This is a genomic window from Paenibacillus polymyxa (assembly GCF_018614975.1).
GTDB lineage: Bacteria > Bacillota > Bacilli > Paenibacillales > Paenibacillaceae > Paenibacillus > Paenibacillus polymyxa_E.
On sequence record NZ_JAGGNR010000017.1, the window covers coordinates 1 to 16,016 of the forward strand.

Here is a 16,016-nt window from a genome sequence, read left to right on the forward strand (position 1 = left end):
GGTTATTCAACACGCGTGATCCTTTAGATAAAGTTTATGATTTAACGGATATATAAGGCTCTTTTCCTACTGCTTTGATATATTAAATTTGAACAGGCTTTGCTTAATTGTTCTTCCACATTCATGCTTTGCATATCCATCTCCTATATGGTCGCCTCTAGTGATTTCTTAATTTCTAAATTAGTGCAATAATTCTTTCTTAAAAGTACGATCCCCTCCTTTATCAAATGTACTAAAGGAGGGGGCAATTGTTGCAAGTGGTTTGGATATTACATCATACCGCTAACATAACACACCCAATACTGCTTCCGTAACAAGATAGATTACCCATGTTTGTCATCGCAACAACATCGCATTTAAAAAGGGGACTTGACTAACAGTATCTCAGGATATTCCTTTAATTCTTCTTCAAATACTTCCCACCAAGGATGATTTTCGTCACTTTGTATTTGTTCTTTTAGCTTTTGGATTATTACAGAATCATTGTCGAACATACCATCATAGAAGTATACCAAAAGTGTAGAGTCTATCTCTTCTCTATTCACTTTACAAACTCTATCCCAAAAATATTTTTCGACATAAGCTATTCCGCCCTCTTCACCGCTTTGTAATTTTTCAACTATCATTTCAGTCCAACGGTCAGTATCCCCGAATTGATAAAAATGTTCTGATTGAATCCAAGTCCCAAGCCCTCCTCTTCTACATTCATCCTCTTCAATACTGTAGTATCCTGATTTCACACTCTCAAACAACACATTCTCAGTTCTAAGCTTTACTGCTTCATTCATCATACTCCAATATTTAGGAGGCAATATAAATAAAATTGTCTGTATGTCCGTAACATCAGTGGTATACTTCAATTCTTCACTAATTACATTGTATAATTCTTTAATTTCATTTTCTTCCATTATTTCTAATAATGCATGTACGAAATGGAATAAGTTCATCCTAATTTCATTGTCTTGTTTTCGATTTCGAATGATCTCCACTGCAATGTTAAGTCGATACCTTTTCGGCACTTCATCAGCCAACATTTTAGAATACTCATATGTACATAAATAATACTGATCATATACTCTTTTTAAGAATGTAGATGCTTCAAATTGCACTTTAGATTTATCAATTAAATTGAGCAAATAATCTAGAAAAAGAATAATGATATCAGCATCTCTTTTGCTATCACTATGTTTATCATGGCTCCTAGGATTCCTTATTGTTGTGTACACACCTCGTAATAAGTCAACCATCCCTTTTTGGACATTTTTCTCTGATTCAGTCTGTAACTTGTTGAGCCGAATCATTGGCGAGCTGCCACCAAATGCTTGCCCAATCAAACTAGATCCATCCCCTTCAAGACCAGTCTTGTTCCTAATTGTTTCCGTAAGTAAATGAATAGCATCTAGAATAGCACTTGAGTAGCTATCATTGCTATAGTTCTTTTCTATAGCATCCCATAATTCTTGTTGTATGTTATTCTTCAAATCCAATATACTCACCTCTACGTTTTAAAATCAAAGCAATAATTCGTAAACTTTATACTAACTTCTTGAGCTTTATAACTACATGATTGCCTACAACTCATTTAAAGATGTTTCTGAGACAAAATCACACTCGACTTCACAAAACTTTGTACCATTAATTGTAGCTTCCAAACTGATTCATATCAATATCAAAGAAGCCCTTAATCAAGACCATGGAACAGCTATATTTAATTCAAGTTATTTGTACATGCACATAAAACACAATCCCAGCATCTTTTGAACCTCACTTTTAATAAGAAATTGCTAATATTGTTACATTCGTACCTTTGGTGTAGTTATTCTTCTCACGTTGACATCCGTGCCTTCGGGCTAACAATTCCTACTGCTAATCCTTACTTACTGAACTTCGTGAAATTATTTCCACTATAAAAGGCTCCTGAACCACAGTAACATGGTTAAGAGCCTTTAATGTTGAATACATAGTAGAAATTCTATCGTACTTCTAAAATCCAATACATCCGTAATTTTATTGAGACATCGCTCTCTCCAACATTTCTATTAATTCTTCTCTCTTTTCTTGTTGCGTCATCTGATCTACCGGCTTGTATTCGCCTTCATAATTATAATCTTCTTCATTGTATAGTTCGTTTTTTGGGGGAGCGATTCTACTTTCATTAGCTACATTTGATTCACTTATTAGTTCATCATTATTCCTCAAATTGTTTATATCATTCGATGTATACTCTTTTCCATCAAAGTCTTTGAACTTCTCATCATATTCGTATTCTCCTTTCGAAGAAATTAAAACGATAGCCGGATCGGACACATCATCCCAAACAGATACTCCTTTTTCAACTTGTTTTGAATCAACTAGGAATTGCAATCTTTTATGTTTAAAATCGTCAGAAATCTGAGTGATATAATCATATTTGTCTACAATTGAAAAGGAATTGAAATTTTCGTTCAACATCAGCCTTAATTTTGCACAGTTTATATAGTTTTGGTCACATTCATAACTCGTAAGTAAGGTGAATTGGTTTTTCGCATCTGTTATAAACCAATTCTCAATAGATTCCGCAAAAAGATTGTTGTTGTATCTTTCCTCCATAGCTTTGTAAGCAATATATCCAAAACAAGCACCAATAATAATAATGCATGATAACACCATAACCACAGTCTCTCGATTAAGTCTTAGAATTATTTTTTTCATTTCAACACCACCTGTCATTAATCATTTAATCGTCAAAATGCCGTTATAAATTGTGAAAATTGAATGTGTGACCGTAATACTACCATCATTATTCACGCTCATTTCAGAAGCCTTATAACTTGAAGGGAACATTCGAAATCTGTCTTGATAACTAGCACTCATAAAACTACCTTTGTAACCATTTTGTTTTGCAATACTTACTAGCTCTTCCGCTATTTTTTGTAGTTCACTTTGTACTTCCACTCCATTGTTGATCACAAGATTCAGATAATCACTATAGTCTGCTTGATCAATTAGAGCTGAAATCAAAATATCCCCTGCTTCGCCATAGTTAAGGTGCTGGTATGTAAAATGAATATCCGTCCCATTAATAGAGATCACAGAAAATTTTGACTTTATATCATCAAGAACTGCTGAGGCATTATCAATGTTATCTATAGAATCTCGGCTCTTCTCAGCACTTTTATCATCTACAAGTTTTCCATTCTTGAATGCACCTTGTCCCACTATCTCACCAGATGGAGAATACATCGTCCCTTCTCCATCAAATAATTGATCTTTAAAGCTGCCTACATACTTGCTTCCGTCAGTTAAGATAAACGTTCCGTAGCTACCTATTTTTCCATCTACAGATTCACCAACAAATGAAGAACCATTAGAAAATGTAAATGTACCAATCCCATTTGGCTTATCGTTCTTGAAATCACCTACATATGTAACATCTTTTGAGTAATATGTTCCTTTTCCGCTCTTTAACCCATCCTCAAAGTTCCCTTCGTAAATCAATTCCCCATCTGGAGCAAATTGCTTACCCAAGCCATTAGGTCTGTTGTTTGATATTTCTCCAATGTATTTATACCCCAAGCTATTATAATAAACCTTCTCCTGATCTGAATCTGAGGTATCTTCTAAGGTAGTAACATAAATACTTTGCGCTCTTTTATCCCACCTCACTTTGCTACCAGTACTCTCGCTAGCGAATCGAAGTGGTATCATTGTAGTTCCATTGACTACTTTAGGAGCACTATCAAGAGAAACATCCTTACCATTGACTAAAGCGAATTGTAAACCTATTCTCAATTTAATGGTCTGCCCATTTCCTTCGCCAACAACCTCATTTAGCTTCTGATTCCACGTAACTCTCATTCCCAAGGCTTCGAATAGTACTTTAAATGGAACTAGAGTCGTTCCGTTTTCAATCACTGGTGCAGTTCGAAAATTCATTTGATTGCCATTAAGATACACCTTTATCGCCTCATTGTTCTTGGCTAGTGTTTGGGTTGGAGATAAGAGCAATCCTGTCATTGCCGCAATAAGCCCAATCCTCGTTATTAAATTTTTCAAGTCATTCGCTCCATTCTATTTTGTTTACAACCACTTGATATAGGCACACAATAATCATAATAGTGCTTATCAGTAAAATTTTCAAAAATTTCTGATTCTATAATTATCTGTTTTAAACGAATTAGCTAACCTACCTTTAAATAGAGGTGATTAGCTTGTCAGAGTTCTCCATAGCAGTAGGAAACAGGATCAGAGCCTTACGTAAGCAGCGTGGTTGGACACAAGAACAACTAGCAGAGAAAGCAAAACTACATTATAGTTATCTTTCATCGTTGGAACGTGGGGGAACGAAACATGTCCTTGGAGAGCTTGGAAAAGATTGTTGAAGCACTCGAATTCAATCCAATGCAAATCTTGAACTTCGCTGACACGCTGGTTCTCGAAGAAGAAGCCAGAAAACAGGAGACAATACAGGCAATTAGCAACCAGTTAGAACTATGTAATGAAGCAGAGGTCAATATGACCTATCGTGTACTAAACGATATTATCCAAACATTTAAGAAGAATGATTAAAAGCACGTAGTCAAATGACTATGTGCTTTTTCCTTCTCAGCCTCGATATTTGCATTCTCCCAATAACCACTCAACCTCCGCTGCGGACAGCTCACGATGCGCTCTAGTTGGATCAGATATCGTTTTCAGTTCTGACTGCCTCCCACTGGTCACATGATTCCAATTTATATTTAATGAAGGAAGGTTATCTACAACACGTTTATCGAAGGGCAATGGAAACGTAAGTATTTTGGAATGTTCTCGACGTCCTAAAATCACAATTTTATCATGCCTTGAATCAGTACGAATGCAGTCAATCTCTTTTGCATTCTCATTTCTAGTAAGCACCTTATCAACATAAAAATATGCTGTAATAAATGCTTGATCATTATAAGAAGTGTGGAAGAAAACGTACGAACCTTGGCTTATGTGGCGCTCGATGGCTTGGATCTTCTTTGGTTCAGTATCCCCATAGGTAAGAAAAGTAAAATTAGGATCAACATGATCATTGATCTTATCAGGTTGAATGTACTTTATCATTAAGTTCCCCATATTTTCACCCCTGACTAGGATTTACAGTACCTTTTCGTTCAGTTCCTCGACTTTCATAGTCCAAATATCTTCTTTGTCTAGTCTATTATCAACAATGTATTTACTGACTCTCTTAGTCAAATCGACGATATTAAGATATTCAACTTTACAGTCATGTTCCATATTCATGATACTTTTGATTATCTCCGCAAATTTATCAGCAACCCCATTGGTTTCCTCCTGAATTATCTTCCATGCTCCAAATGGTTTGGAACCTCCAGAATATTCACCAAAGTACTCTCCTTCAAAGTTTGGAACTGAGAGAAATGATTTAATTACTAAACCACTCTGTCTTCCTATGAGAATCTCATCATTAATCTTCTTGTTCATCGTCCACATTGAATTTACTATATAATTCTCTTTTCTTTTGACCCTAGGACTATCAGCATCATGAATAATACTGTAATTGACTTTAAAATGGTTAAGTATTTTTGAAACAGTAACAATATTAGCCTTACCAATACAGTTAATAACATGAACGCAATCCTTTTGTATTTTGTTCATTTGCATTAATGTTTTAACAACAGTAACTTCTGTTTCTCCCTCGACGAGTAAGTTGTAACCAGAGAAAAAGAATTCATTGAAATATGGATTGCAGTATCCCATCATCTTGAGATTGTCTTTATCTTCATCCGTAAACTTCGCATCATCTGTGGAGAAGTTACGTATCTCGTGCCCCTGATTCCTTTTCTCCAGTCGAATAATTGTTGTATGATCTTTCGTAAGGTCTATGAAAATGGGGGAATGGGTTGTGATCATAATTTGCCAGTCTGAATGCTCCGCTATCGTATACAATGACTCCATAGCACTCCTGATAGCACTTGGATGTAAAAAAGCCTCTGGTTCTTCCAGCAACAATATCTTTTGCGTTCCCGCCCCTACTGATTTTTTCCCAACTTGATGTCTTCCAGTTTCCGCCAGCATTTTTAAAGCTGACCAAAGGAATGTTCTTTGTAGACCTGTACCATGGTTAGATAGAGGGGCCAGATGCTGTTCAGTGCTTCCTAATCGAATAAAACTTCCACTACCTATAAGCTTTTCAGGTTCAATTTACTTGCTTGTGGATCGATTTGGATTATTGTCGCTTCAGGAAAAACCTTCATCATTTCATTTGACACCATAGAACACGATTCCGTAAGCTCTTCGGAAATTTCGGATTGAACATCCTCAGCTAACTTTCGAATATCACCCAGAAGCTGTTGAACTCTGGAATTATCTTTCTTCGTGTTTTGCTTTATTGCATCAATCAAGATCTCAAGAATCTTCTTCTCCAAGTCTTGAGGTTTGTCGAGAGGAGATATTTTCAAAGGTGTAGGGATTTTGCTGGACAAAATACTATCAAAACCTCCCAAACCTCCTTTTTCGTAATCTCCTTTCTCAGGATCGAACGAATACTTTACACCACTTTCATTAGGAGCTGACCAACGATACTGTGCTTTGATACAGTTCTCATAACCCAACTCGCTATCATTATGTACCCACTTCTTCGCTATTCTATCTTCTTCTGAAACATCCACAAAAATCCCTGTAACTATTGGTTTATTTTCAATATCTTCATTAAAGAAATCCTTTAATTGTAATGCTGAACCCGAAGCAAATGCCTCATATGCTGATAGGACTGTAGTTTTACCAACGTTGTTTTTACCTATCAGTACAATAATATTATCAATCTTAACCCTAACTCCCTCTGAACCAATCCCACGAAAATTTTCAATGATTAACTCTGCTAATTTCATTAATAATCACCTCTTTGCTTTTTCGAGTCTTCAGGACTATGCCCACACAATACTGAATACCCAAGACTATATTACCATATATTGATAAAAAAGCGGGATAAAGATTCAATCGTAATACAATTGCATTAAATTGAATAATTCTCTCAGAAAGGTTATAATTCGAAGACGATCCGCCAGATCGTCTCCCTGCACAATTTTTGTTGAGTAGGGAATCCCATCTCCAAATAACGATAAAGACGGAAATAACCCACTGTTAGGCGGCTAACCATAGAGTGGGTTATTTCTTCTTCTTATATAGAGCAGGGTTATTACAACAGATGCTATATACACGGACTTTGATTAGTCCAGACAGTTTCTACACAGCATCGCCACCTTCGTAGTCTAACCTAGCTCCATTTCTGAGAGCACTTTCAACTCGCCAAGTTACTTCTAGCTTATAATAAACTGATATTATTCTGACGTATAAACTGAAACAAACGCTCGGCTAATCTCTTAGCATCCTCACTTAAATTTGAATACTCTTCTAGATGTCCTATGGCTTTCTCGCTAAATTTAACTTTTTCTTTAATAGTTCCAGATTCAGATGCATAGCCACCTTTTCTTTTGCTATCTGTCAGAACATTATCAATAAATCTCCCTAGATATTTGTTCTGATAGGTATTCGTTTCAAAATTCTGATTAAAGCTTAGAGAATCCACATTAGACTTTTCGTAATCAGCTATAACTTTTTTCACTATATCTGCTGTCAAAGTATTTTCTATCTCCTTTGACTCAAGACAATAGAATCGCTCCCCAAGTCTAGCTTTTAACTTTTCTTGCCTACTCAGTTTCTTCTCACTGTCTTTGTCTGTAATAAGAAACAAACGAGAGCATAATCGATCTACGTTCATACTTTTAAATATTTCATCGCTGTTATCGTCCAGAAAAGACCAGTGAGTTATATTGTTACCACTGTATTCTACAAAAGAATAATGATAATCTTCTTTAAAACGATCTTTTTCTGAAATATTAAGATGATCTTGGTATAGCTTTAAATATCTACGTACATAGAACCTGTCAGTTATTCCTTCAACCCAAACAGTACAATTAGACAGATAGACAGATGAGTTCTTCACTCCAAGCATCTCCAGCAAACTATTATCTTCATTGCTTACATTTTCAATCACAAACGAAGCTTGTTTCTCCTTCTCTTCTGAACTTGCAAGCTCTTTCTTGAATGAATAGATTGAAATCTGGTTTACATCTAGTGTTATATCTAAAAAATGATTTGAATGAGTTGTCAAAAAGAACTGATAGCCAGAAAATTCGTCTCTAAGAAATGTTTCTATCAACTTCCGTTGTAGCCCTGGATGGAGATACAGCTCTGGTTCTTCAATAAACACCAGTAAATTCTCCCCTAAATGCGCATATAGAGGGAATGTGAGGATGATAATTGATTGTATCCCATCACCAAGGTTATATATTGGCATTTCTTTTTCATCACCTATTTTTACGATAACTACATCAGAATGTATGGCAGGAAGCAAGACAACCTTCTCTCCATTAAAAAATGTATCCCCAAGGAATTCTTGATACCTAGCTACCTTTTCTCTCTCTTCTAAGTTCCCTAGAAGCATACTTCTTAATTGATCATATAAGCTTAATCCAGAGAAGACACTACCTTTAGTTTCACTTTGAAAATAGTCTTTTTTTGTCCTTTCAGAGTAAAAGTCATCACCAGTTGCATTATATGGACGTAAGCCTCTCAATGTAGGAATATAAACATTATCAAAATGATACTTCCGCTTTGTTTCATTACCAACTATCATCTGCAACTTCTTCATGTACTCTTTACCAATTTCCTGAAGAGGTTGTTTAAAAAAGTCTCCATAGTGCCCAGTGCCTGTATATCTTGCATTTGACTCAAAGCTCTCGTTATTTGTGATATTTATTAACCTTTCCAGAGTCGCGCTAATTCTCTCCAAAACATCAGTATCTTCAACTATCCAGTCTACGTCAGTCAGCGCTCTTACTGCTTGCATGATTCCACCATATTCTGTAGCCCTATTCCTTGACATCACCGCTTCAACTTCTCCAACTAATTCTGTTTGTAAAGCGTTTAACTGTATTAACTCTAAATCATTAGGTACAAATTCCAGTGTAGGAGTTTTGAAAATATTTCTAAGCATCTGACTCTTACCAGAGTTATTCGACCCGACAAAAATGTTGATCTTCGTTAAATTTTCTAGCCATTCAAGACTAGAACTAGTTTCACTACGCTTGTATCTTTCATTATTCAACTTCAATGATTTGATTATGTAGCTACTCATACTTCATCTCCTCTACACGCAATCTATGTTTAAACATAGGCATCAAAAGACAGTATAATTTTACAAAGGACATTGTCTCAGAAACTCCTTATATAGTAAATAATTTTTAAACGGGAACATATGAAATCTACATTTTAGGTGTATAATATCTATATGGAGAGCGCTAACGATGACGCCACATCGTCTCCACATGAGTCTGTTGTTGGGTGGGAACACAACTACCACACTTTTGGCGCGAACCTCAGAGTGGGTTATTTCTTCTTATCTACATGCGTTAGTACCGCAAGTAAGAATGTTTGCTGATCCTCACCCAACATACAACTCAGTTTATCGAATTTAGTGAATTACGTATTCGATTAATGTCACTTGCAAGAATGCTGTCACCAGCCACTTTGCTGCTTGGTATTGCCGTTGTAGGATTTAGCGCTCCTATGATGCTAATAACCTCGTTATAGTATGTCGCCTTGAAGTCCGATCCTGATACCGCTCTTGTAAATGTGTAATTTGATATGCCTCTATATGATCTGAATTCATTAACCTTGGTTGTCAGCCTATTCCACTCTACAGCAGTAACATTGAAATCTGCTCCAGCTTTCTTTTCAGTATCCCATTCAAAATTCGCTGGTCTTGCCTTCTTCGTCCTCACAGCAAGCGTTCTCATTGTAGAACTCTGTCCTGCCGTATCCACAGCTTTGATTCCCAGAATATAATTCGTATCGGCTTGCAATGCAGTGAAGGTGTAATATCCACTCGAACTATAACTCGTCCCTGTTTGAACACCATTGACATAAAATTGTACATAGCCTACACCATAGTCATCTGACGCTGAGTAATACATCTGAACAGTATTTACGCCCGTGTTTGATATAGACCAAGACAGGACGCTAGGAGCAAAATCATACGCTGTAGTTGCTCCGTACTGTGTCATAATCGATGTGTTACCGCTGGTATCAAAAGCCTTTACTCCAAGAGAATATCTCATACCAGGATTCAGTCCTGTAAATGTATATCCACCACTTGAACCATACATAGAGCCATCATATACACCATCACGATAGAAATAGAATCCGCTAACTCCCCTGTTATCTGATGCAGAAGCGTACATTGGGATTGAGTTCCTTGATGCGCTACCATTCATGTACCAGCTATTGATTGATGGCGGTGACGTATCAGGTGCTACAGTCGTCCTCTGACCCGTAGATGCACTTCCAAGCACATTCCTATTCCTGTCATAGAACGTGACGCTCAAGCTGTAATACGTGTTCTCTGACAGCCCTGAGTACGTCCAGTACTTGGTTGTTGATGACACTGGGCTACTAAATGACTCAAGCCCTGAATCACCCACTCCATTTTTGAAAAACCTGTAGTACATCGCTAGTCCTCCACCAGTTTGGAAACTAGCAGATACAGAAATGTAATTGTAGCTTGCGCTATTTGCGTTAATGCTTACTATTGCCATTTGTCTTTTCCTTCTCCTTCTATTATATTTACATAATTGATTGCCTGTTGTTCATCTTCAGTCGATACGTACAACGTCTTTTTCATCTATGTAGATATCTACTTTAGTAACGCTATCATTTGGGCGAGCAATAAGAATATTATGTTTCTCATCGTGGATCGCCGTAACAGGAAACGAAAATTCAATTTTTTCTGGAGTACCCATCAAGCTTTCTTTCCCAATGATCAAGACAGAATACTCTTTGTTTGAACGTCGTAGCCCACTGGTAAGATTACCTCTTAACAAACTTCTTGTTATCTCTATGTCAGTAACTTTGTTGATTTTATCAATAGCATCTTTCCCACTAGCGGACTCAAACAGAATCACTTCCATTGATTTCTCCAGAGTCACCACTGTTATACATCCTTTAGAAAAGCGCTGCCTAGTGCTCGAAGATGTATTATTTGAATACATCTGCACTTCAATGTTGTCCAAAGTGTATCCACGATCATGATCTATTCTACCCAGTGTTGGTCGATATTCAATTTTCAGGTTATTGGAAATCAACAACTCGCAATACCCTAACCAATCTTGTAGGAAGTTCTCCTTTTTAAGCAAAGCTTCCATCATCTCTTCTGCTTTATTGAATTCGTGCTCTTTACCATAGTATGTTTTCTTTTTCTTATCCATCACTCTAACTAACGAATTTTCGCACGATTTTAAGAGATATACTAGCTTTCTAGCTTCGCCCTACAAAAAGCTTCCTTTCTATTTGACCAGTTCGATCCTCTCGCCTTCCTGAGCTGTCTATCTTCCTTGCTGGATTGCTTCCCATTGATACAATACATTAGGTTATCTCCTATCTATTTTTTGTGTAAGCGCTTACAATATAGTGTTCGAGCGTTACTCTCTTCTCTAATCATACCACACAAACATCCTATTTATCAACATAAAAGTAATTCATTGGTTTTCATTAGTTCTACCCATATCAAGGCATATCCTTTCATAGGAACACAAAAGACCGCTACTTGTATCATCAGCGGTCTTTACATTATATATTCATTTTATTACTCACCTGTCCCACCCCTTTTTTTAAGGGGTAGACAAGTGAGCAACCTCAAATTTCACATTGTTACTTTAATCCTAACTGGGTCCAGAGCTTTTCTTAGAGTCTCCTCCTAAGCATAAGCTTACGTCCAACCTAAATTTAAATTTCATATTACTACGTCCATTCTTAGCTTTAATACAGCTAACCATTTCATGATGAAATTCCATTCTTTTAAGCAGAGTACCCACAATGACAAAAACAATCCATATAATTATTTGCATAACATTCCTCCATCATTAAGTTAACAGAGGTTTGCTCACTTTATTATAGTATATCAAGACGAAGACCCTAAGACAAGTTCCTTTCATCAAACATACATCTCTACCATTTCCATCTAGTCTCTTCGCCAACGAAGCTTTAATCCCATCCAGACTCCCCTCCTTTAAGCCTATCATTTAGAGATTTTAACTGTAGGAATATGGAACTATAACTAATAAGAAGCGTTGCATATATACAAATATATACATACTTGATTATTAATATTAAATAATCTATTATGGTAAACATTGGTTCTAAGCTAACTATTTAGGATCAGCGCTCAGTTGTTGGAGAGGGTGTAAATTTATAAATTTGGAGGGAAATAAATTGTTAATAAAAGCATCAATTAAATCACTTTTCCGCATTACTGCTCTTACTATGGCTTTCCTAATCTTTGCTACCACCGCTGCACAATCTTATTCGTTTGCCGCAGAGTTAGACTCAATAACTAATGATCAGGAAGCGCATACTAGCAGCTTGCAAGAAGAAACAGCCGAAGAGACCCAAAACAGCTCTGGAGAGATACCAACTGATGATAATTATCACAACGTTAACATTGGCGATTTAGAATTTGTAGGAGAAGAACTCTCACCAGAAACTTCAATGATAGTTGGAACACTTCCTTGGGTTGGAATGAATTTAGGAAGACTCTTAGGTTGGTTAGCTGGCGGAGTTGCTGTGCTAGATACTATTCGTTTAAACGGGATTGAAGTTACACGTGTTTACGATTTTGCGATAGAACTTGCAAGAAGCAAGGAAAAAAACAAGCCTAAGTATTTTACAGCTACTTATCGTAAAGAACTATATATCATTAATGCTATAACTGAGGAGCGCGCTATCACTCTATTAGAAATTGATCCAACTATTAATATTTGGACGCCAACTATGGGTGATGCAAGAAATCTGGCTAAAAAAGTTGCAGCAAACATAAACGGAACCATTACCATTTCTGAAAATCATTGGGAAACTGGAAAGAATGACACATACTACTACCACCATTTCCATGCAAAAAAAGGTCAAACGTGGAGATCAAGTCACATCTTTTATGGAGCTACTGGACTTCTCGGTAAAAACAAATAATAATATCATATAAAAGATTACATACCCTCTCCTATTAACAGACAAGTAACCTTTAATTGAACATTTTTCAAAGTATCATGTTATACTGTTTACGTATATTTACAAAGCGAGGTGCTCTAACTGCTTATTGATATTAACAAACTTTACGAGAATTATTTGAGTTTAAACATCCCTAACTCTTTTAGTTTGGATGATATCCATCGTCGACTGACAGATGTATATTTTGCTGAAAAAGTTGATCTCAGTTTTTTTTCGGATCTAATCAGCGATCCTCACGCTGGTTTTGATCAAGCAATTGCAGCTTATGTATTCAAAGATAAGAAAGCGATTAGAGAATTAACCAAGTTAAACAGGGAAGATGAAATTGATGAGTCTATGGAATATGGCTGGATTGTCAACTCAACTCAAATAGGCAACTCAAACTTGTTAACTCTTGAAATTTGCATATTTCATGGAATCGAAAAGGAAGATATAAACATAGAAAATATGCGTTTCAAGGAATATTTGATTATGCTCTATTTAACGGGTTACATCCATTTTGAGAACGACATCTTGCTTCCTCAGTTAATTAACCTGTATCGTAATGGTCATTATCTTCGTCATTTCGGACCTAATAATGGTTCGGGAATATACTTGTATGAGTAAAGGTTTAAAGAAATAAAGCTACCAACTCACTCCAATTAGAGTGAGTTTTTCTCATATAAAGACTGAAGAATATCTTCGCTCAGCTTTTATGTTATATGATTAATGTCACAACAACAATTTCATTAATAGTAAAATTAAAAATTCTAAGTTCTCAAAACTGGCAGCCTGTCGAGGAAGAACAGTAACTAGAAAAAAATACCATATTTATTGTCGTTTTGATCTAAACCCACCCCTCCCCTTGCCAAAAGTGTTACCTAATATGGCTTAGGTAACGTTTCCAATCATAAAATCATCAAAAAACAGAAGAAAAGCACATAGTATCTCTCATATGGTCCATTTTTGTATATTTATACAGTTCCACTCTTCGTATATGTTCAAATTTACATTTTTTTTGACTGCTAACTCGCGCTTTTATGCCTCTCAGGTCTCGTTCTGTTATCTCCAGAACACTCCTGATACCAGCTACAGACCGTCTATGTTAATCTTGTGATGTATACGCTGTACTACGATTTAGAACCACTCTCATGACACTAGCTTAAGCCATACTTACTCCCTACTCCATCAATACTTAGTGGGAAACAACACTTCGAATCCGTAATCTGTCGCACCTCAGAGAGCATAAAGTCATGTAGCGTCAGCACACTTGCTCTTACTTGTACAAACGATGATTAGCGATTCATTACAACTGAAATCAAAAAGAGCCTCTATAGGCTCTACTGACTTTACTTGTACCTTAAATCCACTACATCATTATCAATGTCATTCATTCGCTGCACCATTCTTGGAACATCATTCTTTATCATCCTGATATCAAACTCTATCTTCTGGACTTCTGTACGTAGGCTGGCACTTCCTTCTCAATTGAAGGTTCAACCAACTCAGTCAATTGAGTGAGCTGGTCTTCTAGTTTTTGCGAAGCGCTTGTCCATGTTCTCCATGTATACCTTCATCCTACTAAACAATTCGTTTATTCCTTCTTGTCATCATTCATCGTCAATCCACTCTCTCTCAATTTTTTAATAGTCAACTGTAGACAGCCTTGCATCGCTCATTTACGATAGAAACCTTTAATTATAAAGACATATTGGGATGCTGCCATCGTGAGGTTAACAGACGGCGCATCCCAGATAAGTCTCAAGCCAGTTTCTCTTGTAGATCTGTTTCTTCATCATCCCACGCAGTTAAATCAAAGCCAACATTTGCTTTGAGTTTCTTTTTCGTTTTGTCCTGTTTGCTCTGTTTCTTTCTGACTTTTGACTTAATTTGAAACATGTCTCTTGATTGTTCTTTCAACTTAAACAATTCACGCTCCTGATTTTCTACACGGGACAGTTTTTCCATTGCATAGCGTTTATAATTTGTAAAATTAAAACCACTTTTCTCCAACTTACTAATTCGTTGTTCACAATGGGTTTTAAAATCTTCGTCTATGTCCCTCTGCCACAAATACAGATAGTAGTCATCTTGAGTCAAATCAGCGAGTTTTCCGTTTACCTTCCCCCAATTAATCGGGTAACGGTCTTCCCCAAGATCAATTAAACTATCCGAATCCGCATCACTCGAATCTCGCTCAAAGACAGCTTCATTTGTAGTTTCCCCTCTGGTCTGTCCACCTTCAAGAACTTCATACTTGTTTATCTCCTGTCTCACCTGATTCTCTGCATTAAGATAAAATTGACCACTTTGTCTATTAATCAAATCAGCATCAACCATAGCATTAATTAACGTTTTTGCTGATTTGTCACAGATGCCGATTAGTGAAGCAAAAGTTGAATAAGCCATCTCATTGTTCAATTTTTCATGTTTCTTTATTAAACAAAGAACATAGAACTCTTCACTACTTCTTGCCATGTCAAACAATGAAAAGGACACTTGTGTATGACCACGTGGAAGCTCAGTGAGTGAGTTGTAATAATTACTACTCTTGAACAAAACGTCTAATATTGTATGATTCTTCGTCAATTGCATCTCTATTTTTGTATCGAGATGGATTGCTTCTTTTCTTTGCAACTCGAAAAGGCACTCCTTAATTCTGTTCTTGTTTTGATGCTCGTTTTTTCTTAAACTGACTTCGCTTGATATTTGGTTGATCGTTATTTTTGTGAGATTATCAAACCATTTAAGCTCATTCTTTACAATTAAGTAATAGATCCTCAATTCATCAGGTGTAAGCTTGTACTGACCACTTGACAAGAAAAGATTGGGTATTACTGCGAATCTGTTGTTATTCATTTTTATTTATCTACCTCTCTCTAAGACTACCTACATACTAGCTTGGGTATAGTATGTAGGTATCTTCTATTGGGCGTGTCTTCAAACTCAGG

Annotated in this window: 14 protein-coding genes; 4 read left to right on the forward strand and 10 right to left on the reverse strand. The window is 36.4% G+C overall.

Annotated features, from left to right (window positions below):
* Positions 1-356 precede the first annotated feature (356 nt).
* The 3 genes from J7E78_RS16625 to J7E78_RS16635 form a co-directional block, all read right to left on the reverse strand.
* The gene (locus J7E78_RS16625) at positions 357-1,487 is read right to left on the reverse strand and encodes a TIGR02391 family protein (RefSeq protein WP_215077350.1); all 1,131 of its coding nucleotides are present in this window, start codon (positions 1,485-1,487) and stop codon (positions 357-359) included.
* Positions 1,488-2,007: 520 nt separating this feature from the next.
* Entirely contained in the window at positions 2,008-2,691 is a 684-nt protein-coding gene (locus tag J7E78_RS16630; RefSeq protein ID WP_215077351.1) for a hypothetical protein, read from the reverse strand.
* 21 nt (positions 2,692-2,712) lie between these two features.
* Positions 2,713-4,035, reverse strand: coding sequence for a copper amine oxidase N-terminal domain-containing protein (locus tag J7E78_RS16635; RefSeq protein ID WP_215077352.1), 1,323 nt, complete (start codon positions 4,033-4,035; stop codon positions 2,713-2,715).
* 146 nt (positions 4,036-4,181) lie between these two features.
* On the opposite strand from J7E78_RS16635, the gene J7E78_RS29435 reads away from it, so the two are divergent.
* Both J7E78_RS29435 and J7E78_RS30045 read left to right on the forward strand, forming a co-directional pair.
* Positions 4,182-4,361 (forward strand): helix-turn-helix domain-containing protein, encoded by a 180-nt coding sequence (locus J7E78_RS29435; protein WP_397330588.1) that lies wholly within the window; start codon positions 4,182-4,184, stop codon positions 4,359-4,361.
* Positions 4,330-4,548 (forward strand): hypothetical protein, encoded by a 219-nt coding sequence (locus tag J7E78_RS30045; protein WP_397330589.1) that lies wholly within the window; start codon positions 4,330-4,332, stop codon positions 4,546-4,548. Before J7E78_RS29435 ends, J7E78_RS30045 begins: the two co-directional genes overlap by 32 nt.
* A 36-nt stretch (positions 4,549-4,584) precedes the next feature.
* On the opposite strand, the gene J7E78_RS16645 is transcribed toward J7E78_RS30045, so the two are convergent.
* From J7E78_RS16645 to J7E78_RS16670, 6 genes are all read right to left on the reverse strand, one after another.
* Positions 4,585-5,079 (reverse strand): hypothetical protein, encoded by a 495-nt coding sequence (locus J7E78_RS16645; protein ID WP_215077353.1) that lies wholly within the window; start codon positions 5,077-5,079, stop codon positions 4,585-4,587.
* 21 nt (positions 5,080-5,100) lie between these two features.
* The gene (locus J7E78_RS16650; protein ID WP_215077360.1) at positions 5,101-6,168 is read right to left on the reverse strand and encodes an ATP-dependent nuclease; all 1,068 of its coding nucleotides are present in this window, start codon (positions 6,166-6,168) and stop codon (positions 5,101-5,103) included.
* A complete protein-coding gene (locus J7E78_RS16655; protein WP_215077354.1) occupies positions 6,147-6,854 on the reverse strand; it encodes an AAA family ATPase in 708 nt (235 codons plus the stop codon). The genes J7E78_RS16650 and J7E78_RS16655 overlap by 22 nt, the downstream gene beginning before the upstream one ends.
* Before the next feature lie 434 nt (positions 6,855-7,288).
* The gene (locus J7E78_RS16660) at positions 7,289-9,163 is read right to left on the reverse strand and encodes an AAA family ATPase (RefSeq protein ID WP_215077355.1); all 1,875 of its coding nucleotides are present in this window, start codon (positions 9,161-9,163) and stop codon (positions 7,289-7,291) included.
* 322 nt (positions 9,164-9,485) lie between these two features.
* The gene (locus J7E78_RS16665; RefSeq protein WP_215077356.1) at positions 9,486-10,535 is read right to left on the reverse strand and encodes a fibronectin type III domain-containing protein; all 1,050 of its coding nucleotides are present in this window, start codon (positions 10,533-10,535) and stop codon (positions 9,486-9,488) included.
* Positions 10,536-10,679: 144 nt separating this feature from the next.
* Positions 10,680-11,291, reverse strand: a complete 612-nt coding sequence (locus tag J7E78_RS16670) for a hypothetical protein (protein WP_215077357.1) — start codon at positions 11,289-11,291, stop codon at positions 10,680-10,682.
* 1,003 nt (positions 11,292-12,294) lie between these two features.
* Between J7E78_RS16670 and J7E78_RS16675 the strand changes: the two genes are divergently transcribed.
* Positions 12,295-13,047, forward strand: coding sequence for a hypothetical protein (locus J7E78_RS16675; protein ID WP_215077358.1), 753 nt, complete (start codon positions 12,295-12,297; stop codon positions 13,045-13,047).
* A 156-nt stretch (positions 13,048-13,203) separates the two neighbouring features.
* Complete coding sequence (locus J7E78_RS16680) at positions 13,204-13,692, forward strand: pyruvate kinase (RefSeq protein WP_251035097.1); 489 nt, start codon at positions 13,204-13,206, stop codon at positions 13,690-13,692.
* A gap of 1,134 nt (positions 13,693-14,826) precedes the next feature.
* Here the strand turns inward: J7E78_RS16680 and J7E78_RS16685 are convergent.
* Positions 14,827-15,924: a hypothetical protein gene (locus J7E78_RS16685; RefSeq protein WP_215077359.1), complete on the reverse strand. Its 1,098-nt coding sequence runs from the start codon at positions 15,922-15,924 to the stop codon at positions 14,827-14,829.
* Between the last annotated feature and the right edge of the window lie 92 nt (positions 15,925-16,016).